The organism is Bradyrhizobium erythrophlei (assembly GCF_042430365.1).
Taxonomy (GTDB): Bacteria; Pseudomonadota; Alphaproteobacteria; order Rhizobiales; family Xanthobacteraceae; genus Bradyrhizobium; species Bradyrhizobium erythrophlei.
Genome location: NZ_JBHMET010000019.1, coordinates 1 through 26,328 on the forward strand (window position 1 = coordinate 1; position 26,328 = coordinate 26,328).

The window sequence follows — 26,328 nt, forward strand, 5'->3', positions numbered from 1 at the left end:
CGAGTGTTGGAAACCCAAACCTATCGGAAAGGACATGCTCACCGCCTCATGGTATCTACAGGGGTTCAGGATCTCGCTACTTTTCGCTGCTCTTCCGCCCCTGTCATCGCGAACCCCTCATACCCCCTCGCCGCGACGTCATTGCAGATCTGCCGGTAGGGGCCGACGCCGCCGATATAGGGCATGAAGATGCGCGGCTTGCCGGGGATGTTGGCACCCATGTACCAGGAATCGGCCTGCGGATAGAGCGTCGAGGCGGCCACCTCGTTGACATGGGCGACCCATTTGTCCTCGGCGTCGCGCTCCGCCTCCATCGCCTCGAGGCCGTTGTCGCGCATGAAGCTCAGGCAATCGCCGATCCAGTCGACATGCTGCTCGATCGACACGATCATGTTCGACAGCACCGACGGGCTGCCGGGGCCAGTGATGACGAAGAGGTTGGGAAAGCCCGCGCTCATCAGGCCGAGATAGGTGCGTGGCCCTTCCGCCCATTTCCGGTTCAGCGTCTGGCCGCCGCGGCCGCTGATGTCGATCTTCGCGACCGAGCCGGTCATCGCGTCGAAGCCGGTCGCCAGCACCAGCGCATCGAGCTCGACGTCCCTGCCGCCGGTGCGCACGGCGCTTTCGGTGATCTCCTCGATCGGATTGGTCTTGATGTCGACCAGCGTCACGTTCGGCCGGTTGAAGGTCGCGAAATAGTCGGTGTCGATGCAGATGCGCTTGGAGCCGATCGGGTGATTGTTCGGCTGCAGCAGCCTTGCGGTGGCGGGATCCTTGACAATCTCGGCGATCTTGCCGCGCACGAAGTCGGCCGCGGTGTCGTTGGCGGCGACATCGAGCGCGAGGTTGTTGTAGACGGTCATAAAGGTCAGCCCGCCGCGCTGCCAGCGCGCCTCGTATTTCGATCGGCGCTCGTTGTCGCCGTCGTCGAGTGCGCCGCGATCGGGCAAATCGGTGTAGATGCCGTTCTTCGCCTGCTCGCGGGCGAAGCGCCTGATCTCGGGATAGTTGGCGCGGAACCAGTTGCGCTCCTCATCCGTCAGTTGGGCGTTGCGCGCGGGGATCGAGAACTGCGCGGTGCGCTGGAATACGGTGACGTGCTTCGCCTGCTCGGCGATCATGGGCACCGACTGGATGCCTGACGATCCGGTGCCGATCACGCCGACGCGCAGGCCTGTGAAGTCCACCGCCTCATGCGGCCAGTGGCCGGTGTGATAGACCTTACCCTTGAAGCGATCGAGGCCCCTGATATCGGGCTTGCGCGCGTTCGACAGGCAGCCGGTCGCGAGCACGACGAAGCGTGCCGTCACCGTCTTGCCGTCCGACGTCGTCACCGACCAGGTGTTGTTGCGCTCATCAAATGTGGCGCCCTCCACGCGTGTATCGAACTGGATATCGCGCCGCAGATCAAAACGGTCGGCAACATGGTTGGCGTAGCTGAGGATCTCGGGCTGCGGCGCATAGCGCTCGCTCCAATTCCACTCCTGCTGCAGCTCGTCGGAAAAAGAATAGGAATACTGCATGCTCTCGACGTCGCAGCGCGCGCCGGGATAGCGGTTCCAGTACCAGGTGCCGCCGACGCCGCTGCCCTGCTCAAAGACGCGCGCGGAGAAACCGAGGCCGCGCAGCCGGTGCAGCATGTACATACCGGCAAAGCCGGCACCGACCACAACGACATCGTAATGCGCGGACCCAGCGCTGCTGGCGGATGGTTGAGCGGACATGGATCGAAGCTCCCAAAAGATTCTTGTCGATTTGCCGATCAGCATTCTCTGCGACGCGCGAAAGCGCAAGAGGCCAATGCACAGGCGTCAGCCTGCGTATATTTTGTGTTGCGGAATACGCTACGCGACGGGCGCTCTCCGCAGCGCCTGCACGCAAGATGGCCGCGACTGAACCCGCTTGGCTTGACCGTTCCTGATGGGCTAGCGTCGCGACAGGTGTTTGCCGTCCACAACAACAAGACAGCCTTCGAAGCTGTCGCCGGGAGAGGACAGGGTCCATGAAATCACCGATCTGCGACATGCTGGGAATTGAATTCCCGCTGCTCGCCTTCAGCCATTGCCGCGACGTGGTGGCCGCCGTCAGCCGCGCCGGCGGCTTCGGCGTATTGGGCGCGACCCGGCACTCGCCGGAGACGCTGGAGCAGGAGCTGAAATGGATCGATGACCATGTCGACGGCAAGCCCTACGGCATCGACGTGCTGATCCCCGAGAATATCGCAACCGCCGGCGAGAAGAACGTCACCTGGAAGAGCCTGGAGAAGCGCGTCTCGCAGGAGCATCGCGACTTCACCCGCAATCTCCTGAAAAAATACGACATCGAGCTCACGGCGAGAAACGTCGCCGACAATCAGCCGCAGCCGTTCGATGCCGAGACCGCGCTCGAACTGCTGGACGTCTCGTTCCGCCACCCGATCCGGCTGATCGCCAACGCGCTCGGCGTGCCGCCGAAGGCGATGATCGATCGTGGCAAGAAGCACGGCGTGCCGGTCGCGGCCCTCGTCGGCGCCAAGGAGCATGCGCTGCGCCAGGTCGCAGCCGGCGTCGACATCCTGGTCGTGCAGGGCACCGAGGCCGGCGGCCATTGCGGCGAGGTCTCGACCATGGTGCTGGTCCCCGAGGTGATCAAGGCGGTCAAGAAGATCCGCGACGTGCCGGTGCTCGCCGCCGGCGGCATCATGACGGGCAAGCAGATGGCGGCCTGCATGGCGATGGGCGCCGCCGGCGCCTGGACCGGCTCGGTGTGGCTCGCGACCGTGGAATCGGAGACCTCGGAGATTTTCCGCGAGAAGATGATCGCGGCGTCCTCGCGCGACGCGATCCGCTCCAGGGGCCGCACCGGCAAGCCGGCGCGACAACTCCGCTCGGTGTGGACCGATGCCTGGGACCGCTCGCCCGACAGCCCCGGCGCGCTGCCGATGCCGCTGCAGAGCATCATCAGCGGCGACGCCTTCAACGCGATCGACCGTGCGGCGGATGCCGGCAACACCAAGGCGCGCGACCTCGTCAGCTATTTCGTGGGCCAGGGCGTCGGCCTTATCGACAGCGTGAAATCGGCCGGCGCCGTGGTGCAGGAATTCAAGGAAGATTTCATCGAAGCCGTCGAACACATGAACGCGCTGGTGACGGAGTAGGTCTTTCCCCGTCATTGCGAGGAGCGAAGCGACGAAGCAATCCATCTATCCCCGAGCCGAGGCATGGATTGCTTCGCTTCGCTCGCAATGACGAACTACTATGCATCGAGTCCAACATCTCAGAGTGAAACAACAAGAATGTCGAACAGCCTCCCCGCAGACCGCATCCCCGTCATCGTCGGCGTCGGCGAGATCGTCGATCGCCCGAAGGACATCGCCGCCGGCCTCGAGCCGCTGACGTTGCTCGAAGAGGCGCTGAAGCGCGCGGAGGCCGATAGCGGCGCGAAGCTGCTCGGCGAGATCCAGTCGCTCGACATCGTCAACTTCCTGAGCTGGCGCTACCGCGACCCCGAGAAGCAGCTCGCCGCGCGCCTCGGCATTGCGCCGGCACATCTCTATTACGGCCCGGTCGGCGGCGAGAGCCCGATCCGCTATCTGCACGAGGCGGCGCAGCGCATCGCGCGCGGCGAATGCAGCGTCGCCGCGGTCTGCGGCGCCGAGGCGCAGTCGACCGCGACGAAAGCGCAGCGCGCCGGCGTCGAATTGCCCTGGACGCCGTTCGCCCATGACGTCGAGGAGCCGAAACGCGGCGCGGCGTTCCAGAAGCCGCTTGCCGTGACGCTCGGCGTCTTTCGGCCGATCACGGTCTATCCGCTCTACGAGTCCGCGACATCAGCGCATTGGGGCCAGACACCGCGCGAGGCGCTGAAGGAATCGGGCGACTTGTGGTCGACCTATGCGCGGGTTGCGGCCGACAATCCGAACTCCTGGCTGAAGAAGCGTTTCACCGGAGAGGAGATCACGACGCCGACGCCGGACAACCGGCTGATCGCCTGGCCCTATACAAAGTTGATGGTGGCGAACCCGACCGTGAACATGGGCGGCGCGCTGATCCTCACGAGCCTTGCGAAGGCGCGCGCGGCCGGCGTGCCTGAGGACCGCCTAATCTATCCGCTCGGCGGCGCCTCGGCCGAAGAGCCGCGTGACTATCTGATCCGCGACCAGTTCGTCGAAAGCCATTCGCAGACCGCGGTGCTGAAGGCGGTGATGGATCTCGTCGAGGGTGACGGCCGGAAGTTCGATGCGATCGAGCTCTATAGCTGCTTCCCCTGCGTGCCCAAGATGGCGCGGCGCACGCTCGGCCTCGGGCCCGATGTGCAGCCGACGGTGACGGGCGGCCTCACCTTCTTCGGCGCGCCGCTCAACACCTACATGACGCACGCCGCCTGCGCGATGGTGCGCAAGCTCCGTAGCGGCGGCAAGCTCGGCCTGCTCTACGGCCAGGGCGGCTTCGTCACCAAGCATCACGGCCTCGTGCTGTCGCGCGAGGCGCCGAAAGCGGCCGTGAGGCAGGACACCAGCGTCCAGGCGGAAGCCGACCGCAATCGCCGCAAGGTACCGGAGTTCACCACCGAAGCGCGCGGCAAGGGCAAGGTCGAGGCGTTCACCGTGATCTATCGCGGCAATGGCGAGGTCGAGCACGGCGTCACCATGCTGCGCACCGAGGACGACAGGCGCACGCTCGGCCGCATCCCGGCAGCCGATACCAAGACGCTGGCCTATCTGCAGAACATGGACCGCACGCCGGTGGGCACGCTGGGCGAGATCGTCACCGGCGGTGACGGCATGCTGGAATGGCGGGTGGCGCAGGCGGTTTTGTAGGGTGGGCAAAGGCGCGCTTGCGCCGTGCCCACCATCGACCATTCCGCTCGTGAAGGTGGGCACGCTTCGCTTTGCCCACCCTACGCGTCGGGGCCGCCCCTACCCCTTCACGTCCTGCTTTTCGGACGCCGTGGTCGGCTTGCCCTTTGCGGCACCGCCGCCGACCACGCGCACCTTGTCGCCGTCGGCGAGGCCGTCCGGCGGCGCGGTGATGACGCGGTCGTCGGGCGAAAGCCCGGACGCCAGTTCGATCTCCTTGCCGAGGTCGCGGCCGATGGTCACGGTCTTGAACAGCACCTTGTCGTCCGCGCCCACCGTCGCAACGCGCAGGCCGTTGGCGTTGAAGATCAGCGCGCTCGCGGGAATGCTGAGCGGCGTGGAGTCGCGCTGCAAATTGAGCTTCACGCTGGCATAGCCGCCGGGCATCAATTCGCCGGAGGAATTGTCGAGCGCTAGCTGCATCCGCGTGGTGCCGGAGGAGACGTCGACCGCCTGCGAGGAGGCCTCGACCGTCGCCTGGAACGCCCGGTTCGGATATTCCGGCATCGTGAGCGTGGCCCTGGCGCCGATCTTGATCGCCGGCACATAGTTCTGCGGCACGTTGACGTAAACGCGCAGCTTGGTGATATCGGAGATCACGAACATCGCAGGGCCCGAGCCGCCGCCGGCATTGATCAGCGCGCCAACATCGGTATCGCGCGCCGTCACAACGCCGTCGAACGGCGCCGTGATCTTCTTGTAGCCGGCGAGCGCTTCCAGCCGCTCGACGTTGGCCTGGCCGGAATTGACCGCGGCCTTCTTGTTGGAGAGGTCGGCGGTGCGCTCGTCGATCTCCTGCGCCGAGACGAAGTTCGAGGCCACCAGCGTCTTGCGCCGGTTCAGCGTTGCCTCCGACAGCCGCGCGCTGGCCTGGGCGCTGGCGAGGTCGGCGCGCGCCTGCAGCAATTGCTGGTCGAGGTCGGGCGCCTCGATCTCGGCGATCACCTGGCCGGCCTTGACCCGTGCCCCGATGTCGGCGCTCCAGCTCTTCAGATAGCCCGACACGCGCGCGAAGATCGGCGCGCGGTAATAGGCCTCGAGCCGACCTGGCAGGTCGATGGTGGGGCTGAGTGCGCGCGCGTTCGGCAGGGCCACAGCAACGCTCGGAACGGCCTGGTCGTCGGTCCATTCCTTCAGCCGCGTGCCCTGCTCCTCGCGGGCGCGGATGCCGGTGCCGACGATGAGGCCTGCGGCGATCACGGCCACCACGCCGAAGATGCCCAGCTTCCGGTGCGACACCGGTGGGCGCGGTTCAGTGGGCGGCATGCGGGATCTCCGATGAGGCGGCGGCTTTGGCGCCTTGTTTCTTGTGTACCATACTGAATACCACGGGAACGAACATCAGCGTCGCGAAGGTTGCAAAGATCAGGCCGCCGATCACGGCCCGCCCCAACGGCGCGTTCTGCTCGCCGCCCTCGCCGAGCCCCAGCGCCATCGGCGCCATGCCGATGATCATGGCGAGCGCCGTCATCAGCACCGGGCGGAAGCGGACGAAGCCGGCTTCGAGCGCGGCCGCGACGGGATCGCCGAGCTCCTCATAGCGCTCGCGCGCGAAGCTGATCACGAGCACGCTGTTGGCGGTGGCGACGCCCATGCACATGATCGCGCCGGTGAGCGCCGGCACCGACAGCGTCGTCTCTGTCGTGAACAGCATCCAGACGATGCCGGCGAGGGCTGCGGGCAGCGCCGTGATGATCACGAACGGGTCCGACCAGGACTGGAAGTTCACCACGATCAGGAAGTAGATCAGCACCACCGCGCCGAGCAGGCCGAACAGCAATCCGGTGAAGGCGCTGTTCATGGTCTGCACCTGGCCGAGCAGCGCCACCGACGAGCCCTTCGGCACCTCCTTGGCGGTCTCCGCGATCAGCGCCCGCACGTCGGAGGCGACCGCGCCGAGATCGCGGCCTTGCGTCGTAGCGTAGATCTGCACCAGCGACTGGATATCGTATTGCGACACCACCGCGCTCGAGGTCGCGCGCTTGATGTCGGCGATGCCGCCGAGGATCGGCGATTGCGTGGCGCCGGTTGCGGTGATCGGCAGCGTCTGCAGCGCGCTCAGGGAGTCGATCTGGTATTGCGGCGTCTGCATCACGATCGAGTAGGACACGCCGTTGTCGGGGTTGAGGTAGTAGGTCGGCGCGACCTGCGACGAGCCGGCGAGATTGACCACGAGGCTGTTTGTGACGTCGCGTTCGGTCAGTCCGACATATTGCGCCCGCGTGCGGTCGACATCGATATTGAAGGTCGGGCTGTTCGGCGATTGCTGGATCCGCGCATCGGCGATGCCGGGAATCTTGCGGATCCTGCTCAGCAGCTTGTTGGCATAGGCGAAGTTGGCGTCGAGATTGGCGCCGCGGATCTGCAGGTCGATCGGCGCCGGCGCGCCGAAGTTCAGGATCTGGCTGACGATGTCGGCCGGCAGGAACGAGAAGCTCGCGCCCGGGAACAGCCGCGGCAACTGCTCACGCAGCGTGCGTACATGCTCCTCGGTCGGCTTGTGGCCTTCCTTCAGCTTGATCTGGATGTCGCCGTCCTGCGGGCCGATCACGCCGGTGTTGTTGTAGGTCATGTTGATGCCGGAGATCGGCATGCCGATGTTGTCGGTCAGTGTTTCGATCTCGCCGGGGATCAGCTTGCGGATCGCCTTCTGCACGTCGGCGAGCTGGTTGGCGGTCTCCTCGACGCGGGTGCCGACCTGGGTGCGGACATGCATCAGGATGTTGCCGGCGTCGACCGACGGGAAGAAGTTGCGCCCGAGCAACGGCACCAGCAGGAACGACGCGGCGACGATCGCGAGGAAGGTGGTCACGAACACCTTACGGTGGCCGAGCGCCATCGCGAGCAGGCCGCGATAGAAGCCGCGGATGCGCTCGAACCGCGCCTCGAAGCCGCGCTGGAACCAGACCAAAGGATTGCGCGAGGCCGGCGGCTCGCCGTCGTGATGGACATGCGGCTTGAGCAGGTAGTTCGCCATGGTCGGCACCAGCGTGCGCGACAGGATGAACGACCAGATCATCGCGAACATCACCGCTTCTGCCATCGGCACGAACAGAAAGCGCGCCACGCCGGTCAGGAAGAACATCGGCACGAACACGATGCAGATGCAGAGCAGCGAGACGAAGGCCGGCGTCACGATCTGGTTGGCGCCGTCGAGGATCGCCTGCTCGACCGGCTTGCCCTGCTCAAGATGGTAGTTGATGTTCTCGATCGTCACAGTGGCGTCGTCGACCAGGATGCCGACCGCGAGCGCAAGCCCGCCGAGCGTCATGATGTTCAGCGTTTCACCGATCAAAGACAGCATGATGATGGCGCCGAGCACCGACAGCGGAATCGACACCGCGATGATGACGGTGGAGCGCCAGCTGCCGAGGAACAGCAGGATCATCATGCTGGTCAGAAGCGCCGCGATCACGCCTTCGAAGGCGACGCCGGTGATCGCGCCGCGCACGAACAGCGACTGGTCGCCGATGAACCCGATCTTCAGCGCATCCGGCATCTGGTCGCGGACCTCGACCACCTTCTGCTTGATGCCGGCGATGATATCGAGCGTCGAGGTCGCGCCGGCCTTCAGTACCATCATCAAGACCGAGCGGTTGCCGTCGACATGCACGATGTTGGTCTGCGGCGGGTTGCCGTCGCGCACGCTGGCGACGTCGCGCACATAAACCATCGCGCCGTTGACCTGCTTGATCGGCAGGTCGCCGAGTTCTTCCAGCCTGAGCGGCGAGTTGTTGAGCTGGATCGTGTATTCAAAACTGCCGATCTTCTGCGTGCCGACCGGCGTGATCAGGTTCTGCGCGGCGAGCGCATTGGCGACGTCCTGCCCGGACAGGCCACGCGCCTGCAGCGCGGTCGAATTGAGATCGATCTGGACCTGACGCTGCTTGCCTCCGAACGGATACGGGATCGCGGCGCCCGGCACCGTGACGAGCGGTGTGCGGAGCTGATTGATGCCGATATCGGCGAGGTTCTGCTCGGTCAGGCCGTCGCCGGACAGCGCGACCTGGATGATCGGAACCGTCGAAGCGCTGTAGTTCAGGATCAGCGGCGGCGTCGCGCCCGGCGGCATCTGCTTGAGCAGCGTTTGCGAGATCGCGGTGACCTGCGCGTTGGCGGTGCGGATATCGACGTTGGGCTGGAAGAAGATCTTGATGACACCGACGCCATTATAGGAGTTGGCGACGATGTGCTCGATGTCGTTGACCGTCGTGGTCAAGGCGCGCTGGAACGGTGTGGTGATACGCCCCGACATCTGGTCCGGCGGCAGGCCGGTGTACTGCCAGACCACGCCGATCACGGGAATGCGAATATCCGGGAAGATATCGGTCGGGGTGCGCAGCGCGGCCAGCGGTCCGATGATCAGCAGCAGCAGCGCGAGCACGACGAAAGTATATGGCCGGCTCAGCGCGATACGGACCAGTGCGATCATTGAAGACGTGTTCCCGAAAAAGCCCGCCCAGGCAAAAGCAAACGGCGTTCCCAAAAAGGCCGTTCCGCTCAGGCCGATTTACCCAAGGCGCGCAAAAAGGCCAACCCCGGGGAACGCGGTTGGCCTTCACTTCCTTGGCATAGCTCGTGAGGCCGCGGGTGCTACCGCTCCTGGTGGCCACAACGCAGTTCGCCCACCGCCAAACTATCGGCCGGAAGGAGACGGACCTGCTCCGGAGATCGGCGGAGGCAGCACATTATTCACGTCCACGCAGAACCGGCGTATCAGGTCTGCGAAAATGCAAAACGTGGCGAGCCGGCTGGCTCACCACGTTCGATTTCAGGTCTTCAAGCCGCCCCTGATGCCGCGGGGGACGACGATCTCGTCAGGCCGCGCGCACCGCGCCGAGGAACTTGCTGACCTCGAGCTTGAGGCGGTTGCTGTCGCCCGAGAGCGACTGCGCCGCCGAGAGCACCTGCGTCGAGGCGGAGCCGGTCTCGGTCGCGCCGCGCTGCACGTCGGTGATGTTGGCGGAGACCTGCTGGGTGCCCTGCGCGGCCTGCTGCACGTTGCGGGAAATCTCCTGCGTCGCCGCGCCCTGCTCCTCGACCGCAGCAGCGATAGTGGAGGAAATCTCCGACAGGCGTTCGATGGTCGTAGAGATTTCCTTGATCGCGCCGACCGACTCCTGCGTCGCCGCCTGGATGCCGGAGATCTGCTGGCCGATCTCGCCGGTCGCCTTCGCGGTCTGCTCGGCCAGCGCCTTCACCTCCGACGCCACGACCGCAAAGCCGCGACCGGCCTCGCCGGCGCGCGCCGCCTCGATGGTGGCGTTCAGCGCCAGCAGGTTGGTCTGGCCGGCGATGGTGTTGATCAGCTCGACGACGTCGCCGATGCGGGCGGCCGCCTTCGACAATTCGCTGACGCGCTCGTTGGTGGTGCGGGCCTGGCCGACGGCATCGCCCGCCATCCGCGCCGATTCCTGCACTTGGCGGCTGATCTCGGTCACCGACGACGACAGCTCCTCGGTCGCGGACGCCACCGACTGCACGTTGGTGGAGGCTTCCTCCGAGGCCGCCGCGACCGCAGTGGTGAGTTCCTCTGAACGCTTGGCGGTCGAGGACAGCGTGCCGGCTGAGGCCTCGAGCTGGGTCGAGGCCGACGACACCGTCTGCACGATCTCGCCGATCATGTTCTCGAAATTGCGGGTGATATCGTCGACGCGGCGGCCGCGCTCGATCTTGGCTTCGGCATCCGCGACCGCGGCTTCGTCGGCGGCTTTCTTGGCGATCAGCGCCTCCTTGAAGACCTGCAGCGTGTCGGCCATCGCGCCGATCTCGGTCTTTTCGCCCTGGTGCGGGACGTTGGCCGAGAGGTCGCCGCGGCCCAGCGCCTGCATCGGCGTGATGATCGAGGCAATGCCGGCCGAGACGTCGCGAACCATCAGGAAGCTGACGCCGACACCGATGACAACCGCAGCCCCGATCATCAGGCAGACCAGCATGAGTGCCGAGCTGAAATTGTCGGCCGCACCCTTCGCGGCCTTGTCCGCGCCGGTGTTGTTGAGGTCGATGTCCTTGCGCAGAATCTCATCCGCCTCGATACTGATCTTGTTCACGGTCTTGGCGTTCAGCTCATGCGCCTCGTGCGGAATCTTGCCGGCTTCCTTGCGCGACAGCGCCATCACCTCCTCAGTGCCCTTCTTGTACCTGTTCCAGGTGTCGACCCACTGATTGTACAGAGCGCGCTCCTCTGGAGAGGTGATCATGGGCTCATAGGCCGCGCGGATCTTGGTGTTGGATTCGACCACGGTCGCCAGGGTCTTTTCCGCCGTCAGCTTCTCCTCCAGCGTTTCGGAGAGCATGTGCTCGCGGATCACGTTGCGATAGGTGATGACGCCGGCGCGCAGTTCACCGAGCACGCGAACGCTGGGCAGCCAGTTGGTCGTGATGTCGACGGTGTTGGCATTGATCGCCCGCATGCTCTGAACCGCGAGCACGCCCACGCCCATCATCGCGACCAGGAGGAACGCAACCACAGAGATGATCTTGGCGCGAATTGAAATTTTGGCGAGCATTGCGGGGGGATCTCTTGATTGGGCGCGCGTGGCGCCTGGGCGTGACGGGCTGAAGTTCAACGGCGCGACGGGACGCCGCCGGCATCAAAGCCCGCGCCACTTAAGGGTTAGGTTAATTTGGAACCCCGTTTAACTACGGAGTCAAAATCGCGCACCGAAACGAGGAGCCCAATTGCTCGTCAACGCATCAACTTGAGCGCATCGGAGAAGAATTCGCGCGCGCCGAAATTGCCGGACTTCAGGGCGAGCAGCATCTCGCCAGTCTTGACTCCGACCGCGCGCAAAACCGGCACGCCTGCAGCGATTTCCGCGCTAACAAGGAATCCCGGGATCTGCAGGCGGTCGACCACGGCGCCTGATGTTTCACCACCGGCGACCACCAGTCGGCGCACGCCGGCCCCGACCAATCCTTCGGCGATGTCGGCCATCGCCTGCTCGATGGCATGTCCGGCTGTATCGCGGCCATGACGCGATTGCAGGGCTGCAACCTCTTCGGGGCTGGAACTGCTCGCAATCAGCACCGGTCCGTTCCCGAGATGCTCGCGCGCCCAGGCGAGCGCGCGCTGCGCCTCCTCCTTGCCGGCGACGATTCGCTCGGGAACGAGATGCAGCACCGGCATCACCCTCTCCGCGCTCGCGATCTGCTGCAGGGTTGCCTGCGAGCAGCTGCCGGCGAGGCAGGCGGCCGGACCGCCGACCGCAGTGTCCGGCATCGCCGTCACGGCGTCCGGTCTGACCTTGCCTGAGGCGACCAGCGTGCGGGCGAGCCCAAGCCCGATGCCGGAGGCGCCGACCGAAAGAGGGTGATCCAGCGCCACCTGTCCGATGGTTTCGAGGTCGCGGTCGAACACGGCGTCGGCAATCGCGGCGCCGATGCCGCCCATGGCGAGTTCGGCGAGCCTGGCACGGACCGCGTCGGCGCCGCGGGTCAGCGTCGCCAGATCGACCAGCCCGACCTTGGTCTCGCTCTGGCGCACCAGCACCCGCACCAGATTGGAATCGTGCATCGGGTTGAGCGGGTGATCCTTCAGCGGGCTTTCGTTGAGCGGCACCGAGCCGACGAACAAATTGCCCTGGTAGACGGTGCGGCCGGTTTCCGGGAAGGCCGGCGTCACCAGCACGATCGCGTCTCCGCTATCGGCGCGTAACGCATCCATCACCGGCCCGATATTACCGGCGTCGGTGGAATCGAAGGTCGAGCAGATTTTGAACAGGATGTGCTGAGCGCCGCGACCGCGCAGCCATTTCTCGGCCGCGCGCGAGCGGGTCACGGCGAGGCCGGCTTCGATCGAGCGGCTCTTCAGCGACACGACCACCGCGTCGACCTCGGGTAGCGCCAGATCGTCTGATGGTACGCCGATCGTCTGCACGGTGCGCAGTCCGGCGCGCGTCAGCGTGTTGGCGAGGTCGGAGGCGCCGGTATAGTCGTCGGCGATGCAGCCAAGGGCCAGCGTCACGGCTTCACTCCCGCATAGGGCTTGAACCAGGCGAGCCCGTCCGTGGTCTTGCCGCGCGGATTGTATTCGCAGCCGACGAAGCCGCGATAGCCGAGCCGGTCGAGCTCATCGAACAGGAACGGATAGTTGAGCTCCTCCCCGTCGGGCTCGTTGCGCGAGGGAATCGAGGCGATCTGGACGTGGCCGATGATCGGCATCATCTCGCGCAGCCGCATCGTCACGTCACCATGGATGATCTGGCAGTGATAGATGTCGAACTGCAGCTTCAGGTTCGGGATCTTCAGCTCGTTGATCAGGTCGCTCGCGAAGGTGAAGTCGTTGAGGAAATAGCCGGGTACATTGCGCGGATTGATCGGCTCGATCACGACATCGAGCCCGTGCGGCGCGAAGAATTCGGCAGCCCATGCCACGGATTTGTAGAAGGCTTCGACCGCCCGCCGGTCGCTGCGGTCGGCGATCCCTGCCATCAGATGCAGCCGCTTCACGCCGGTCGCCTGCGCATAGGGCAGCGCGGTCGTCAGGCTCTGCTGCAGATCATCGAAGCGGTCCGGCAGCGCCGCAAAGCCCTTCTCGCCGGCGGCCCAGTCGCCCGGCGGCAGGTTGAACAGGGCCTGCGTCAGCCCTGCCGCGTTGAGCCGCTTGCCGACCTCCTCCGCCGGATGGTCGTAGGGAAACAGGAATTCGACCGCGGTGAAGCCCGCTTTCGCCGCCGCCTCGAAGCGGTCGAGGAACGGGACCTCGTTGAACATCATGGAGAGATTGGCGGCAAAGCGGGGCATTGGCGATCCTCTTGTTATTTCTCGCCGGGCAGCTTTGTCCCGGTGACGCGGGCATACATCCTGGCCACCGAGGCGTCGTCGTCGCGGCCCATGCCGGCGGCTGACGTCATCAGGAACATCTGCAAGGCGGCGGCCGAGACCGGCACCGGGAAGCGCGCGTTGCGCGCCATGTCCTGGATGATGCCGAGGTCCTTGACGAAAATCTCGACCGCGCTGCGCGGGGCGTAGTCGCCGTCGAGCACGTGCGGCATGCGGTTCTCGAACATCCAGGAATTGCCGGCGGACGCCGTGATCACCTCATAGACCTTGCGGATATCGAGGCCCTGCTTGGCGGCAAAGGCGATCGCCTCGGACGCTGCGGCGATGTGCACGCCGGCGAGCAGTTGGTTGATCATCTTGAACGCGGCGCCCTGGCCTGCGGCATCGCCGAGCTCGTAGAGTTTTGCGGCCATCGCATCGAGCGCCGGCCGCGCCCTGACAAAGGCGGCCGCGCTGCCCGACGCGAGGATGGTGAGCTCGCCCTCGGCGGCGCGCTGCGCGCCGCCCGAGATCGGCGCATCGAGATAGTGCCGGCCGGTCGCCTCGAGCTCTCTTGCCAGGCGCCGCGCAATGTCCGGGTCCATGGTGGCGGAAGAGATGAACACCGAATCTTTCGGCATCGTTGCCGCCACGCCATCGGCGCCGAACAGGATGGTCTCGGTCTGCGCCGCGTTGACGACGACGCTGACGACGATATCGGCGTCCTTGGCCGCCTCGGCGGGCGACGTCGCGCCCTTACCGCCTTCGGACACGAACCGCCCAACGGTATCGGCCGAGATGTCGCAACCGGTCACCTCGAAGCCGGCACGCTTGAGCGAGGTCGCCATGCCGAACCCCATCGATCCGAGCCCGATGACGGCAACACGCGATTTGGCGGAACTGGACATGCGGCGATTCCTCGAAACGTTCTGGCAGCTTTACCGCCTGCCTATCACGGCTTGGCCGCGCTGCCAAAGCATGAGACAAGGCGAGACACGGGATGCCGCCGGAACGGGCCAGGCGCGACGCAAAATGATCGAAACCAAAATTCGTGAGGACATCTGCCGCTTCGGCCGCTCGCTGTTCGAGCGCGGCCTGACGCCCGGCTCCTCCGGCAATATCAGCGTCCGGCTCGACGACGGCGGCTGGCTGGTGACGCCGACCAACGACTCGCTCGGCTTCCTCGATCCGGCGAAAATGTCGCGGCTCGACGCCAATGGCCGGCTGATCTCCGGCGACGCCCCGACCAAGGAAGTGCCGCTGCACACCGCGCTCTACCAGACGCGCGCGGCCGCCCGCGCGGTGGTGCACCTGCACTCGACCCATTCGGTCGCGCTCTCGATGCTGCCCGAGATCGACCCGCGTGCCGCATTGCCGCCGATGACGGCCTATTACGTGATGAAATGCGGCCAGACCGCGCTGGTGCCTTACTATCGCCCCGGTGACCCCGCGGTCGCTGACGCGATCAAGGGGCTCGCCGGGAAGTACTCATCCGTGCTGCTCGCCAATCACGGGCCCGTCGTGTCGGGCGACACGCTCGAGGCCGCGGTGTTCGCGACCGAGGAACTGGAAGAGACCGCAAAGCTCTATCTGCTGCTGCGCGGGCTGAACCCACGGTACCTGTCGCCGGAGCAGGTGACGGACCTGACCAAAGTGTTCGGGCTGACATTGCCGGAACACGGGCACTAGCCCCTCCCCGTCATTGCGAGCGAAGCGAAGCAATCCACCTCGCCACGCGGGGATAGATGGATTGCTTCGTCGCTACGCTCCTCGCAATGACGGTGTCAGCCGCTACAGCCCCAGATACGCCTTGCGCACGTCCGGATTGGTGCTGATCTCGGTCGCCGTACCCTGCATCAGCACGCGGCCGGTTTGCAGGATGTAGGCGCGGTCGGCGATCTCCAGGCACTCCGCCATGCGCTGCTCGACGATCAAGACCGTCATGCCGGCGTCGCGGATGCGCTTCACCGCCTGGAAGATCTCGTCGACCAGTTTCGGCATGATGCCCTGCGACGGCTCGTCGAGCATCAGAAGCCTGGGCCGCGTCATCAGCGCGCGGCCGATCGCGAGCATCTGCTGCTCGCCGCCGGACAGCGTCTCGGCACGCTGCTCCAGCCGCTCGCCGAGCCGCGGGAACAGGTTGAACACGAGATCGAGCGGCGCGTCGCGGTTGGCCTCGCGGCGGTACATGTAGCTGCCGAGCCGGAGATTGTCGCGCACCGACAGCCGCGGAAACAGCCGGCGGTTCTCCGGCACGAAGGCAATGCCGCCGGCGGTGATGACGTGTTGCGGTTTGCCGTCGATGCGGTTGCCGTCGAAGGTCACGCTGCCCGAGCGCGGCCGCTCGGCGCCGGCGATCGATTTGAGCAGCGTCGACTTGCCCGCGCCATTGGCGCCGGCGACGCAGACGATCTCGCCCTTCGAAACGTCGATCGAAACCGCGGATATCGCGACCAGGCCCTGATAGGCGGTGGTGACTTCACGCACCGACAGCATGACGATCCCCGAGATAGGCAGTGATGACTTTGGGATTGCGGACGACCTCGGCGGGCTTGCCCTCGACCAGCACCTTGCCGAGATCGAGCACGATGGCGCGGTCGACCAGCGGCATCACGATCTCCATGACGTGCTCGACCATCAGCGCGGTGACCCCGGTGGCGCGCACCTTGCGCACCAGCTCGACGCCGGTCTGCGCCTCGACCGGCGTCAATCCGGTGAGGACTTCGTCGAGCAGCAAGAGCTTCGGCTCGGTCGCGAGCGCGCGGGCAACCTCCAGCCTTCGCTTCTCCGACGGCACCAGGTCGCTCGCGAGCACATTGGCGCGCGCGGCAAGGCCGCAGAATTCGAGCACCTCGTAGGCCTTCTTGCGCGCCACCCGCATCACGGTGTTGCGGATCAGCGCGCCGACGATGACGTTGTCGATGACCGTCATGGTCTCGAAGCTCTTGACCACCTGGAACGTGCGCCCGATGCCGCGCTGGCAGCGCTCGGCCGCCGGCAGTTTGGTGACATCCTCGCCATCGAAGATGATCGAGCCTTGGGTCGGCGGCAAAACGCCGGCGATCAGGTTGAACAGCGTCGACTTGCCGGCGCCGTTCGGGCCGATCAGGCCGACGATCTCGCCGCGCCCGACCGAGATCGAGACATCGCTGTTGGCGACGAGGCCGCCGAAGCGCTGCCAGACGCCGCGGGTCTCAAGCAGTGCGGTCATCGCGCGGCCTCCTTGCGCAAGGAGAACACGCTCACGAGTCCGCGCGGCAGCGCCAGCGAGATCAACACGATCAGCGCGCCATAGACGATCAGGTCGACGCCGCGTCCCGAACCGCCGACGAAGGAGCGCGTCAGCTCCGTGAGCGGGATCAGGATCACGGCGCCCAGCATCGGCCCCCACAGCGTGCCGATACCGCCAAGCACCGCGGGCAAGGCCATCAGCAGCGAGAACTGGAAGCCCATCACGCTCTCGGGGTCGATGTAGGAGACGAACTGCGCATAGAAGCTGCCGCCGACGGCGACCAGGAAGGCGGAGACGGCGGCCGCGCCCATCTTGGAATTGAACACAACCACGCCGAGGCTCTCGGCCGCGTCCGGATTGTCCTTCACCGCGCGCCACCAATAGCCCCATTTGGAGTCTTCGAGCCACCAGGTGACGAACCAGGCGACGCAGGCAAGCGCCAGCGCGAAATAGAAGTACGGCAGCTTGGAGCGAGTGAACTGGAATTTCAGCCAGCTGTCGCCGCGCACGGGAATGTCGATACCGAGCGCAGCCCCTGCCCAGTCCCAGTTCTGGATCAGGAGCAGCGCGATCTCCGCGATCACGATGGTCGCGATCACGAAGTAATGCCCGCGCAGGCGGAAGCAGGGATAGCCGAGCGCCATCGCGATCAGGGCGGAAATCGCGCCGCCGGCCAGCATGCCGAACCACGGCAGCACGCCGAACTTGGTGAACAGAATCGCGGTGGTGTAGGCGCCGAGCCCGAAATAGAGCGCGTGTCCGAGCGAGATCTGCCCGCAATAGCCGGACAGAATGTTCCAGCTCTGCGACAGCGCCGCATACATCAGGGTCAGCACCATGATGTTCTGGACGTAGACGTCCTTAACGAACAGCGGCACCAGCGCGGCAATAGCCGCGAGGCAGGCGGCGACCACCAGGTCGCGACGGCGGCGTTGAGCGAAGTGCTTATCCATCACATCGATCCGAACAGGCCGCGCGGGCGGATGAAGACGACCAGGAGGTAGACGGCGTAGATGCCGACCGACTTCAGCGACGGCGGCAGGATCAGCGCGGTGGTCGCCTCCACCAGGCCGACGATGATGCCGCCGGCGAAGGCACCGAACACGCTGCCAAAGCCGCCAAGCGCCACCGTGACGTAGGCGATCAGCGCGAAGGAGGCGCCGACATCAGGATAGACATAGAAGAAGATCGCCATGATCGCGCCGGCAAGCCCGACCAGTGCCGCGCCGAGGCCCCAACCGAGCGCGAAGACGCGGTTCTTGTCGATGCCGACCAAGGCCACCGCGCCGGCGTCCTCACGCGTCGCCTCGAGCGCGCGACCGAAATCGGTGCGGTTGATGAAGAAGTAGAGCGCGACGAAGGCCGCGATCGAGACCAGCGCGCCGACGAGCTGCGGCTCCGGCAAATAGATGCCGGCAACCGAGATCGTCTTGCCGCCGAGCCAGGAATGCGTGACGCTGCGGTAGTCCGGCGTGAAGAAGAACTGCGCCAGCCCCCGCATCACGATCGCAAGGCCGAAGGTCGAGAAGATCTGCACCATGCCGGCATTGGCTTTGGCGCGCACGGCGAAGCGGACTATCAATAGATAGACCACCGCGCCGAACACGAACAAGGCGGCTGCGACCAACGGCGCAGACAGCAAGGGATCGATCGCGAAGAACGCGAACAGGAAGAAGGTCGCGTACATCGCGATCATCAGAAACTCGCCGTGCGCGAAATTCACGACGTCCATCAATCCGAAGATCAATGCGAGCCCGACGGCGATCAGTCCGTAGAGCAGCCCCATCAGCAGGCCGCTCGCCAGACTCTGGATAATCGTCTCCGCTGTCACGGGCGTTGCGCTCCTGTCAAAGCATTACCCCGATGTCGTCCTGGCGAAAGCCAGGACCCATAACCACAAATGCATCGGTCGGAGGGACAAGAGCCAATCATCGCAAAAACGCCTGCCTGGGGTTATGGGTCCCGGGTCGCGCTTGGCTTGCCCGGGACGACGTAGGGAAATATCGGGGCCGCTTACTTCATCGGCCAGGCGGCTTCGGAAACCGCCGCCTGCGACGGGAAGATCGTGACGAATTTGCCGCCGATATACTGCAACAGCACCGGATCGGCGTCGTTGTTTTGGCCCGACTCGTCGAACTTGACGCGCTTCCACGGCATGATGGTGACGTCGCCCGGCATATCGGTCGCGACCAGCGCCTCGCGGATCTTCTCGCCGTCGGTCGACTTGGCGCGGTTGATGGCGTCGGCCATCACGATCAGGCCCATGAACTGGCGCGACGAATAGTCGTTGAAATCCTTGCCGGAGCGGTCCTTGAACTTGTCATTGATCAGTCCGACCATCGGCCGCTTCTCGGCAAGGTCGAGCGAGAAGCTGCCACGCGAGATCACGCCCGGAATCTTGTCGCCGACGGCGTCGTAGAGCGCCTTCTCGGAGAAGCCGGCGTCCTGCGCGACGATGTTCTTCGGCTTGTAGCCGAGCTCGCCCATCGTCTTCACCAGCAGGATGCCGTCGGTGGTGTAGCTCGACGGCATCAGCACGTCGGCATCGGCGGCCTTGAGCTGCTGCACCTCCGCCGTCAAAGACGGCGAGTTGGCGCGGTACTTGATGTCGGCGACCACCTTGTAGCCACGCTCGGCCGCCAGCTTCAGCTGGGCATTCGAGGAGTCGGTGCCGAAGATGGTGTCTTCGTGGAACAGCGCCAGCGTCTCGATCTTCTGGCCCTTCTTCTTCTGATCGTCGAAGAAATCGAACATCGCCTTCGAGAACATCTCGTCGTGGGGCGCGGCACGGAAATAGAACTTCAAGCCGCGGCGGTGCAGGCTCGGCGAGGAGTTGTCGGCCGAAAGGAACGGAACCTGGTAGCGCTCGCAGATCTGGCTGACCGTGACCGCGACCGCGCTCTGGTAGGTCCCGACGACCGCGCAGACCTTTTCCTGGGTGATCAGCCGCTCGGCTTCCGCGCGGCCCTTCTGCGGATCGGCCTGGTGGTCGGCGAACACGAGACGGACCTTGGCGCCGCCGAGGCCGGGCAGCCCCTCGCCCTTGGCGAGCGGCAGCTTGAAATCGTAGTCCTTGTTGATGATGTCGGCGGCGGTCTCGAACGCCTTTTGCGCATCGACGCCGATCTGGGCGCTGGCGCCCGACAGCGGATAGATCACGCCGATCACCACTTCATTGGTTTGCGCGCGCGCAGCCATCGGACCGAGCGCAGCGGCGGCAGTGGCACCAAGCAATACGTTACGGCGGGAGATCGTCATTCCAAAACCCCTTTGGTCAGCTTGTTTTTATCGATGCGACGCTTGTAGCGCGTGGTAAAGCCTCAATGAATTGCACGAACTGCCTATTCAGAGCACAGCGAGCTGCTTGTTCCTGAGATCGGTGATGAGCATCAACCCCGGCGCATGCGTGATCGCAAACGGCAGCTTCGCATTTGCGATCACCGCTTGCGGCGTCACGCCGCAGGCCCAGAACACCGGGATCTCGTCGTCTGCGACCGGCACCGGATCGCCGTAGTCGGGCTTTGCAATGTCCTTGATGCCGATCAGATGCGGATGACCGAGATGCACCGGCGCGCCGTGCACCGAGGGAAAGCGCGAGGTGACCTGCACCGCGCGGATCGCATCCGCCGGCTTGAACGGCCGCATCGACACCACCATGGGGCCAGCGAACGGGCCTGACGGCTTGCAGGCGATATTGGTGCGGAACATCGGCACGCGCACGTCCTGCTCGATGTGACGGATCGGCAGCCCCTCCTCCATCAGCGCTTCCTCAAACGAGAACGAGCAGCCGAGCACGAAGGCGACGAGATCGTCGCGCCAGTAATTCATGATGTCGGTCGGCTCGTCGGCGACCTCGCCGTCGCGCCAGACGCGATAGCGCGGCACGTCGGTGCGGATATCGAGGTCGAGGCCGAGCGCCGGAATTCTGGGATCGCCGACGTCGGACATGCCGATGATCGGGCAGGGTTTCGGGTTGAGCTGGCAGAATCGGTGGAAAGCGCCGGCAAGCTTCTCCGGCAGGATCGCGAGATTGCCCTGGACGAAGCCGTTGGCGACGCCAGCCGTGCTGCCGTCCTTGCCGCCGCGATACGCCAAACGGGCTTCCCGGCTCGGAAGCACCGCTTCGTCGGAAGATCGCTGCACTGCCGCAAAAACAGTCATTGGGACCTCCTGCCCATAATCTCGACAAGGACAAGCCAACACCAAGCGTGCTATAATGTCTAATCGTCCTTTCTAATCAAAATCGATAAACTTGATTTATCGAACGGAAAAGCGCTTCCAATGACGGACTTCCGCTCGCTCGAAACGTTCCTCTGGGTCGTCAAGCTCGGCAGCTTCCGCGGCGCCGCCCAGCGGCTCAACACCACCCAGCCTGCGATCTCCCAGCGCATTGCCCAGCTTGAGCGCGAGATGGGCGTTAGGCTGTTGAACCGCGACCATCGCGTCGCATCGCCGACGCCGAGTGGACGGCAGATGATGGTCTATGCCGAGAAGCTGATCGGGCTGCGCGCGGAGATGATTGCGGAAATCGGTGACCGCTCGGCGATGCGCGGCGCGCTGCGGCTTGGCGTCGCCGAGACGATCGTGCACACCTGGCTGCCGCGGCTCGTCAAGAGCGTCAACGAGATCTATCCGAATCTGTCGCTGGAGATCGAGGTCGATATCACACCGAACCTGAACGCGCGCCTTCTCGCGCAGGAGATCGAGCTTGCCTTCGTGCTTGGACCGGTCTCGGCGTCGGGCGTGCACAATCGTGTGCTGTGCGACTACCCGATCGGCTTTCTGGCGAGCCCGGCGCTCGGCCTCGGCAATGGTCCGGTGGCGCGGCAGGATCTGGCGCGGTTTCCGATCATCACCTTCCCGCGCAAGACGCAGCCTTACGAGACCGTACGGGCGCTGTTCAACCGGCCCGACCTGCCGCCGATCCGCCTCCACGCCAGCGCGTCGCTCGCAACCGTGATCCACATGGCCAATGAAGGCCTCGGTATCGCGGTGATCCCGTCGGCGATCGTCGCGAACGAGCTCGCCGATGGGCGGCTGCAACTCTTGGATACCGACCTCAAGCTTCCGCCCCTCACCTTCACGGCAAGCTGGCTTGCCTCCCCCGACGCGGTCGCGATCGAACGCGTCGCCAATCTCGCCGGGCAGATCGCGCAAGGCAGCGTAGCGGTTGACGTCACGGCGGCGACGCGCCATGAAAAAACGGTCGCGTGAAGGGGAAGAGCCGCATGAGCCGAGCCGCAACCAACCTGCAAATCGATTCCGCCCGCCTCTGGGGCACCATCCACGAAACCGCGCAGTTCGGTGCAACGCCAAAGGGCGGCGTGCGGCGGCTGACCTTGAGCGCCGAGGACAAGCAGGTGCGCGACTGGTTCCGCAAGGCCTGCGAGGACGCCGGCCTCGAGGTTCAGGTCGATGCGCTCGGCTCGATGTTCGGCCTGCGCAAGGGCCGCGACATGTCGAAGCCGCCGGTCGGGCTCGGTTCGCATCTCGACACCCAGCCGACCGGCGGAAAGTATGACGGCATCCTCGGCACGCTCGCCGCCCTCGAGGTGGTGCGCACGCTCAACGGCGCCGGCATCGAAACCGAATTGCCGATCTGCATCTGCAACTGGACCAATGAGGAAGGCTCGCGCTTTGCGCCGGCGATGATGGCTTCCGCGGCTTACGTCGGCGACTTCACCACCGACGACATCCTGTCGCGCAAGGACGCCGAGGGCGTCACGGTGGCGGAGGCGCTCGACAGCATCGGCTATCGCGGCGCTGCCCAGGTCGGCCGCCAGAAATTCTCGAGCTTCGTCGAGCTGCACATCGAGCAGGGGCCGATCCTAGAGGCCGAGAACAAGACCATCGGCGTGGTCGATTCCGGCCAGGGCGTGTTGTGGTACGACGGCAAGATCACCGGCTTCGAAAGCCATGCCGGATCGACGCCGATGCCGCTGCGGCGCGACGCGCTGGCGACGCTGTCGGAGATCGTGCTGGCGTTGGAGAGCATCGCCAGGAAGCACGGGCCCAAGGCGGTCGGCACGATCGGCGAGGCCGTGATCGCAAAGCCGTCGCGCAACGTCATTCCGGGCGAGATCGCCTTCACCGTCGACTGCCGCAGCGCGGACGCAGGCATCATGGACGCGCTGGACCGGGACTTGCGCGCCTCGGTCGCCGAGATCGCCGCGCGGCGCAAGGTCGACGTCAAGCTCGATCTGGTCTGGCGCAAGGCGCCGACGCATTTCGACCCAAAGCTGGTCGACGCGGTCGAGAATGCCGCCCAGCAGCTCGGCTATTCCCACCGCCGCATCACCTCCGGCGCCGGCCACGATGCCTGCAACCTCAACACCGTGATCCCGACCGCGATGGTGTTCGTGCCCTGCAAGGACGGCATCAGCCACAACGAGCTGGAGGACGCGACGCAGACCGATTGCGCCGCCGGCGCCAACGTGTTGCTGCACACCGTGCTGTCGCTCGCTGGCGTCGCATCCTGATCAACCCAATCCCGGAACACCCCATCAAGCGGAGGTTTTCGTGCGTGGAGTATTTGTCGACGCCAATGAATCGCTCGCTGTCATCATGGAGCGGCTGGAGAAACCCGGCGATCCCAAGATGCGGATCAACCGCAATCCCGACATCAAGCCTGAGCACTATCCGGAGGTGCTCGACGGCGCCGAGATTGCCGTCGTGGACCACACCGCGCTGCCGACCGATGTTGCGAAGACGTGCACCGGGCTGAAGCACGTCGTGTTCCTCGGCACCGGCGCCCGCAGCTACATGAACCCGGAACAGCTCGCCGAGCTCGGAATCTCTGTGCATCTGATCAAGGGCTATGGCGACACCGCGGTGGCGGAATCCGCGATCGCGCTGATGTGGTCGTCGGCGCGCGTGATCGCGATGATGGATCGCGAGATGCGCGCCGGCAATTGGCTGCGCGAGGACGGCATGCAGCTCACCGGCAAGACGCTCGGGCTGGTCGGCTTCGGCGGTATCGCCGCCGAGGTCGCCCGCATCGCGCTTGGCAGCGGCATGAAGGTGATCGCCTGGAACCGATCGGCGAAGAGCTATCCCGGCGTCGAATTCGTCGACCTCGACACGGTGCTGGCGAGAAGCGACGTGGTCTCGATCCACCTGCTACTCAATGACGAGACCCGCGGCATGATCACCCGCGACAAGATCGCGAAGATGAAAAAGGGCGTGATCCTGGTCAACACCGCGCGCGCCGCGATCGTGGACGAGCCGGCGATGATCGATGCGCTGACGTCAGGCCATATCCGCCACGCCGGACTCGACGTCTTCAACACCGAGCCGCTGCCGAAGGATCATCCGCTGACGAAGATCCAAAACGTCACGCTCTCGGCGCACTCCGCGTTCCGCACGCCTGAGGCGAGCGAAAACTTGATCCACGCGGCATGGGAGCATTGTCGGCGGATTGTGAGGGGGTAAAGCCTCCTCCGCTGTCGCTGACTCTGCGAACCTGATTTCATCAATCGCACAGTGTTTCGAGCGCGCGCCCGGCGCAGACCATCTTGACAGCTCAAAATAGAACGGTCATTCTATAATGGTCATTTTATTTAAGAGATGCTTCCGATGGTCAGGTCCCGTTCATATGACGAAGCTGAAGTGCTGGCGGGCGCCATGCATGTTTTTCGGCGTAACGGCTATTCAGGTGTCTCGATCCCGGAGCTTGAGGCGGCGACGGGGCTGAGCTCAGGAAGCATCTACAACAGCTTCGGCGACAAACGCGGAATCTTCCTCGCGGCTTTCGAGCACTATCTGCAGGCCGTGCTCGACCGGCGCATCTCCGAGTTCGCCAGGCCCGAGCGCGGTCTGTCGGGCCTCCGCCAGCTATTCCTGTCGTTGCTGCGCGAGCCCGATGGCGGGACGTTCGGGTGTCTGATCACGAATTCGGCAATCGAATTCGGCTCCGACCGCAGCATCCTCGAGCATTCCGTCCACAAGGGCTTCGGGATTCTGGAACGCCTCTTTGTGGATCGGCTGTCGACTGCGAAATCGTCCGGAGCGCTCCGGAACGGGATAGACCCGCGGGCCGGGGCCGTGAAGTTGCTGGCGCTTTATCAGGGCGTGCTGGTTCTCATTCGCAGCGGCTACGACCTGAAAGCGATCCGCCGCGCCATCAATCTTGAATTCGACGTTCTGGAGGAAAATTCCAATGACGCCTGATCTCTTGTGGCAGCGATACGCGCGCATCTGGTCATCCGAACCCACCGTCCGCACGACAGAGCTGGCGGCGTGCCTTGCCGACAGATGCAGCTATTGCGACGTGAATGGATTGATCGAAGGCCGCGAGGCGCTGTCGGACTATATGGGCGGGTTTCAGCAGAGCGTGAAAGGTGGAAGGTTCGAGATCCGTTCGGTGATTCATCATCACGACCGCATGCTCGCTGAATGGAAGCTGGTAAGTGCCGACGGCTCCATCCTTCAGACCGGGAGGAGCTTTGCGACGGTGGCTGGCAACGGCCGCTTGCAGAACATCACGGGCTTTTTCGACAGCGGAAGCAAAGCGTCATGAAGCAGATCGAGTTTGCTGCCGCCGGAAAGCCGGAAGAGGTCGTTGTGTACGCCGATGCCGAGGCGCCGTCGGGAACTGGTCCCGACGAGGTATTGGTCAAGGTCTTGGCCTTCCCGATCAATCCCGCTGATCTACTGACGATGCAGGGGATTTATCCGAGGCTCGACACCACCACCTCAGCGATCGGCAACGAGGCCGTCGGCGAGATAGCGGCCGTTGGCGCGAACGTCGGGAATCTCGTGCCCGGGGATCGCGTGATCCTGCTTTCGCTAAACAATTGGCGGGAATTTCGGCTGCTCAAGGCGAGCGAGGTCGTCAAAGTATCGACACACGGCGATGTCGTGCAGCAAGCCGGCTTGAAGGTGAACCCCGCCACCGCGAACCTGTTGCTTCACCAGTTCGTGGAGCTCAAGGCCGGAGACTGGATCATCCAGAATGCGGCGAATTCAGCCGTCGGCCGCGCGGCGATCCAGCTCGCGCGTATCTTGGGCATCAAGACCGTCAACATCGTGAGGCGGTCCGACGTCCTTGATGAATTGAGGGCATTGGGTGCCGACGTGGTGCTGCTCGACGGCGACGACCTGCCCCAACGCGTCGGAGCCGCGACCGAGAACGCGACGATCCCGCTCGGCATCGATTGTGTCAGCGGGAACGCCACCGACCGGATCGCTTCATGCCTTGGTCCGGGCGCCACGCTTGCGATCTACGGCGCGATAAGCGGGGAGCGCGCCAATGTCGCTCCCGGGACGATCGTTTTCAACGACCTCCGGATTCGCGGCCTGTGGTTGTCCAAATACCTCATGGACGCCCCTCGCGAGGCGATCGAAGCGCTCTATCGCCGATTGGATGGGGTCTCGATCAGCGGCCAGATGACCACCAAGATCGATTCGATTTTTCGTGCCGACGACATCAAGGGCGCCGTCCGCAGAGCCTCGCAGACCGGGATCGACGGCAAGGTGATCGTGACGTTTAATTAGT

Annotated in this window: 22 protein-coding genes; 9 read left to right on the forward strand and 13 right to left on the reverse strand. The window is 64.8% G+C overall.

Going from position 1 to position 26,328, the window contains the following annotated elements; genetic code table 11:
- Positions 1-65 precede the first annotated feature (65 nt).
- Positions 66-1,724: a flavin-containing monooxygenase gene (locus ACFFWD_RS02515; RefSeq protein ID WP_376961115.1), complete on the reverse strand. Its 1,659-nt coding sequence runs from the start codon at positions 1,722-1,724 to the stop codon at positions 66-68.
- Between the two features lie 278 nt (positions 1,725-2,002).
- Here ACFFWD_RS02515 and ACFFWD_RS02520 point away from each other — a divergent pair, with 278 nt between their 5' ends.
- Both ACFFWD_RS02520 and ACFFWD_RS02525 read left to right on the forward strand, forming a co-directional pair.
- On the forward strand, positions 2,003-3,136 hold the full coding sequence (locus tag ACFFWD_RS02520) for a nitronate monooxygenase (RefSeq protein ID WP_376961117.1): 1,134 nt from the start codon (positions 2,003-2,005) through the stop codon (positions 3,134-3,136).
- Positions 3,137-3,274: 138 nt separating this feature from the next.
- Positions 3,275-4,798 (forward strand): acetyl-CoA acetyltransferase, encoded by a 1,524-nt coding sequence (locus ACFFWD_RS02525; RefSeq protein WP_376961119.1) that lies wholly within the window; start codon positions 3,275-3,277, stop codon positions 4,796-4,798.
- Between the two features lie 99 nt (positions 4,799-4,897).
- On the opposite strand, the gene ACFFWD_RS02530 is transcribed toward ACFFWD_RS02525, so the two are convergent.
- The 6 genes from ACFFWD_RS02530 to ltnD form a co-directional block, all read right to left on the reverse strand.
- Entirely contained in the window at positions 4,898-6,103 is a 1,206-nt protein-coding gene (locus tag ACFFWD_RS02530) for an efflux RND transporter periplasmic adaptor subunit (protein ID WP_376961121.1), read from the reverse strand.
- A complete protein-coding gene (locus ACFFWD_RS02535) occupies positions 6,090-9,269 on the reverse strand; it encodes an efflux RND transporter permease subunit (RefSeq protein ID WP_376961123.1) in 3,180 nt (1,059 codons plus the stop codon). The genes ACFFWD_RS02530 and ACFFWD_RS02535 overlap by 14 nt, the downstream gene beginning before the upstream one ends.
- A gap of 385 nt (positions 9,270-9,654) precedes the next feature.
- Positions 9,655-11,346, reverse strand: coding sequence for a methyl-accepting chemotaxis protein (locus tag ACFFWD_RS02540; RefSeq protein ID WP_376961125.1), 1,692 nt, complete (start codon positions 11,344-11,346; stop codon positions 9,655-9,657).
- 179 nt (positions 11,347-11,525) lie between these two features.
- The gene (gene otnK, locus ACFFWD_RS02545; protein WP_376961127.1) at positions 11,526-12,803 is read right to left on the reverse strand and encodes a 3-oxo-tetronate kinase; all 1,278 of its coding nucleotides are present in this window, start codon (positions 12,801-12,803) and stop codon (positions 11,526-11,528) included.
- Complete coding sequence (gene otnI / locus ACFFWD_RS02550; RefSeq protein ID WP_376961129.1) at positions 12,800-13,582, reverse strand: 2-oxo-tetronate isomerase; 783 nt, start codon at positions 13,580-13,582, stop codon at positions 12,800-12,802. Before otnI ends, otnK begins: the two co-directional genes overlap by 4 nt.
- Positions 13,583-13,596: 14 nt before the next feature.
- On the reverse strand, positions 13,597-14,508 hold the full coding sequence (gene ltnD, locus ACFFWD_RS02555; RefSeq protein WP_376961131.1) for an L-threonate dehydrogenase: 912 nt from the start codon (positions 14,506-14,508) through the stop codon (positions 13,597-13,599).
- A gap of 124 nt (positions 14,509-14,632) precedes the next feature.
- Here ltnD and otnC point away from each other — a divergent pair, with 124 nt between their 5' ends.
- Entirely contained in the window at positions 14,633-15,289 is a 657-nt protein-coding gene (gene otnC, locus ACFFWD_RS02560; protein WP_376961133.1) for a 3-oxo-tetronate 4-phosphate decarboxylase, read from the forward strand.
- 102 nt (positions 15,290-15,391) lie between these two features.
- Here otnC and ACFFWD_RS02565 read toward each other — a convergent pair whose 3' ends face one another.
- The 6 genes from ACFFWD_RS02565 to ACFFWD_RS02590 form a co-directional block, all read right to left on the reverse strand.
- Positions 15,392-16,096, reverse strand: a complete 705-nt coding sequence (locus tag ACFFWD_RS02565) for an ABC transporter ATP-binding protein (protein WP_376961135.1) — start codon at positions 16,094-16,096, stop codon at positions 15,392-15,394.
- Positions 16,080-16,811 (reverse strand): ABC transporter ATP-binding protein, encoded by a 732-nt coding sequence (locus ACFFWD_RS02570; RefSeq protein WP_376961137.1) that lies wholly within the window; start codon positions 16,809-16,811, stop codon positions 16,080-16,082. Before ACFFWD_RS02570 ends, ACFFWD_RS02565 begins: the two co-directional genes overlap by 17 nt.
- Positions 16,808-17,785, reverse strand: a complete 978-nt coding sequence (locus ACFFWD_RS02575) for a branched-chain amino acid ABC transporter permease (RefSeq protein WP_376961139.1) — start codon at positions 17,783-17,785, stop codon at positions 16,808-16,810. Before ACFFWD_RS02575 ends, ACFFWD_RS02570 begins: the two co-directional genes overlap by 4 nt.
- Positions 17,785-18,663, reverse strand: a complete 879-nt coding sequence (locus tag ACFFWD_RS02580) for a branched-chain amino acid ABC transporter permease (protein ID WP_376961141.1) — start codon at positions 18,661-18,663, stop codon at positions 17,785-17,787. The genes ACFFWD_RS02575 and ACFFWD_RS02580 overlap by 1 nt, the downstream gene beginning before the upstream one ends.
- Before the next feature lie 182 nt (positions 18,664-18,845).
- Positions 18,846-20,090: an ABC transporter substrate-binding protein gene (locus tag ACFFWD_RS02585; RefSeq protein WP_376961143.1), complete on the reverse strand. Its 1,245-nt coding sequence runs from the start codon at positions 20,088-20,090 to the stop codon at positions 18,846-18,848.
- Positions 20,091-20,177: 87 nt separating this feature from the next.
- Positions 20,178-20,993: a putative hydro-lyase gene (locus tag ACFFWD_RS02590; protein ID WP_376961145.1), complete on the reverse strand. Its 816-nt coding sequence runs from the start codon at positions 20,991-20,993 to the stop codon at positions 20,178-20,180.
- A gap of 120 nt (positions 20,994-21,113) precedes the next feature.
- Between ACFFWD_RS02590 and ACFFWD_RS02595 the strand changes: the two genes are divergently transcribed.
- The 6 genes from ACFFWD_RS02595 (at position 21,114) to ACFFWD_RS02620 (ending at position 26,327) form a co-directional block, all read left to right on the forward strand.
- Positions 21,114-22,046: a LysR family transcriptional regulator gene (locus ACFFWD_RS02595; protein WP_376961147.1), complete on the forward strand. Its 933-nt coding sequence runs from the start codon at positions 21,114-21,116 to the stop codon at positions 22,044-22,046.
- Between the two features lie 14 nt (positions 22,047-22,060).
- Entirely contained in the window at positions 22,061-23,311 is a 1,251-nt protein-coding gene (locus ACFFWD_RS02600; RefSeq protein ID WP_376961149.1) for a Zn-dependent hydrolase, read from the forward strand.
- Between the two features lie 40 nt (positions 23,312-23,351).
- Positions 23,352-24,263 carry an NAD(P)-dependent oxidoreductase gene (locus ACFFWD_RS02605; protein WP_376961151.1) on the forward strand — a complete coding sequence of 304 codons (912 nt, stop codon included), beginning with the start codon at positions 23,352-23,354 and terminating at the stop codon, positions 24,261-24,263.
- Positions 24,264-24,407: 144 nt separating this feature from the next.
- Positions 24,408-25,001 carry a TetR/AcrR family transcriptional regulator gene (locus ACFFWD_RS02610; protein ID WP_376961153.1) on the forward strand — a complete coding sequence of 198 codons (594 nt, stop codon included), beginning with the start codon at positions 24,408-24,410 and terminating at the stop codon, positions 24,999-25,001.
- Positions 24,991-25,350, forward strand: coding sequence for a nuclear transport factor 2 family protein (locus ACFFWD_RS02615; protein ID WP_376961155.1), 360 nt, complete (start codon positions 24,991-24,993; stop codon positions 25,348-25,350). Before ACFFWD_RS02610 ends, ACFFWD_RS02615 begins: the two co-directional genes overlap by 11 nt.
- A complete protein-coding gene (locus ACFFWD_RS02620) occupies positions 25,347-26,327 on the forward strand; it encodes an MDR family NADPH-dependent oxidoreductase (protein WP_376961157.1) in 981 nt (326 codons plus the stop codon). Before ACFFWD_RS02615 ends, ACFFWD_RS02620 begins: the two co-directional genes overlap by 4 nt.
- The last annotated feature ends 1 nt before the right edge of the window (position 26,328 follow it).

Excerpts from the sequence above, each read along its gene's own strand:
- ACFFWD_RS02585 (WP_376961143.1), bottom strand. The coding sequence starts at position 20,090 with ATGACGATCTCCCGCCGTAACGTATTGCTTGGTGCCACTGCCGCCGCT.
- ACFFWD_RS02620 (WP_376961157.1), top strand. The coding sequence starts at position 25,347 with ATGAAGCAGATCGAGTTTGCTGCCGCCGGAAAGCCGGAAGAGGTCGTT.
- ACFFWD_RS02525 (WP_376961119.1), top strand. The coding sequence starts at position 3,275 with ATGTCGAACAGCCTCCCCGCAGACCGCATCCCCGTCATCGTCGGCGTC.
- ACFFWD_RS02540 (WP_376961125.1), bottom strand. The coding sequence starts at position 11,346 with ATGCTCGCCAAAATTTCAATTCGCGCCAAGATCATCTCTGTGGTTGCG.
- otnI (WP_376961129.1), bottom strand. The coding sequence starts at position 13,582 with ATGCCCCGCTTTGCCGCCAATCTCTCCATGATGTTCAACGAGGTCCCG.
- ACFFWD_RS02600 (WP_376961149.1), top strand. The coding sequence starts at position 22,061 with ATGAGCCGAGCCGCAACCAACCTGCAAATCGATTCCGCCCGCCTCTGG.
- ACFFWD_RS02530 (WP_376961121.1), bottom strand. The coding sequence starts at position 6,103 with ATGCCGCCCACTGAACCGCGCCCACCGGTGTCGCACCGGAAGCTGGGC.
- otnC (WP_376961133.1), top strand. The coding sequence starts at position 14,633 with ATGATCGAAACCAAAATTCGTGAGGACATCTGCCGCTTCGGCCGCTCG.
- ltnD (WP_376961131.1), bottom strand. The coding sequence starts at position 14,508 with ATGTCCAGTTCCGCCAAATCGCGTGTTGCCGTCATCGGGCTCGGATCG.
- ACFFWD_RS02595 (WP_376961147.1), top strand. The coding sequence starts at position 21,114 with ATGACGGACTTCCGCTCGCTCGAAACGTTCCTCTGGGTCGTCAAGCTC.
- ACFFWD_RS02520 (WP_376961117.1), top strand. The coding sequence starts at position 2,003 with ATGAAATCACCGATCTGCGACATGCTGGGAATTGAATTCCCGCTGCTC.
- ACFFWD_RS02570 (WP_376961137.1), bottom strand. The coding sequence starts at position 16,811 with ATGACCGCACTGCTTGAGACCCGCGGCGTCTGGCAGCGCTTCGGCGGC.
- ACFFWD_RS02615 (WP_376961155.1), top strand. The coding sequence starts at position 24,991 with ATGACGCCTGATCTCTTGTGGCAGCGATACGCGCGCATCTGGTCATCC.
- ACFFWD_RS02535 (WP_376961123.1), bottom strand. The coding sequence starts at position 9,269 with ATGATCGCACTGGTCCGTATCGCGCTGAGCCGGCCATATACTTTCGTC.
- ACFFWD_RS02565 (WP_376961135.1), bottom strand. The coding sequence starts at position 16,096 with ATGCTGTCGGTGCGTGAAGTCACCACCGCCTATCAGGGCCTGGTCGCG.
- ACFFWD_RS02590 (WP_376961145.1), bottom strand. The coding sequence starts at position 20,993 with ATGACTGTTTTTGCGGCAGTGCAGCGATCTTCCGACGAAGCGGTGCTT.
- ACFFWD_RS02610 (WP_376961153.1), top strand. The coding sequence starts at position 24,408 with ATGGTCAGGTCCCGTTCATATGACGAAGCTGAAGTGCTGGCGGGCGCC.
- ACFFWD_RS02575 (WP_376961139.1), bottom strand. The coding sequence starts at position 17,785 with ATGGATAAGCACTTCGCTCAACGCCGCCGTCGCGACCTGGTGGTCGCC.
- ACFFWD_RS02515 (WP_376961115.1), bottom strand. The coding sequence starts at position 1,724 with ATGTCCGCTCAACCATCCGCCAGCAGCGCTGGGTCCGCGCATTACGAT.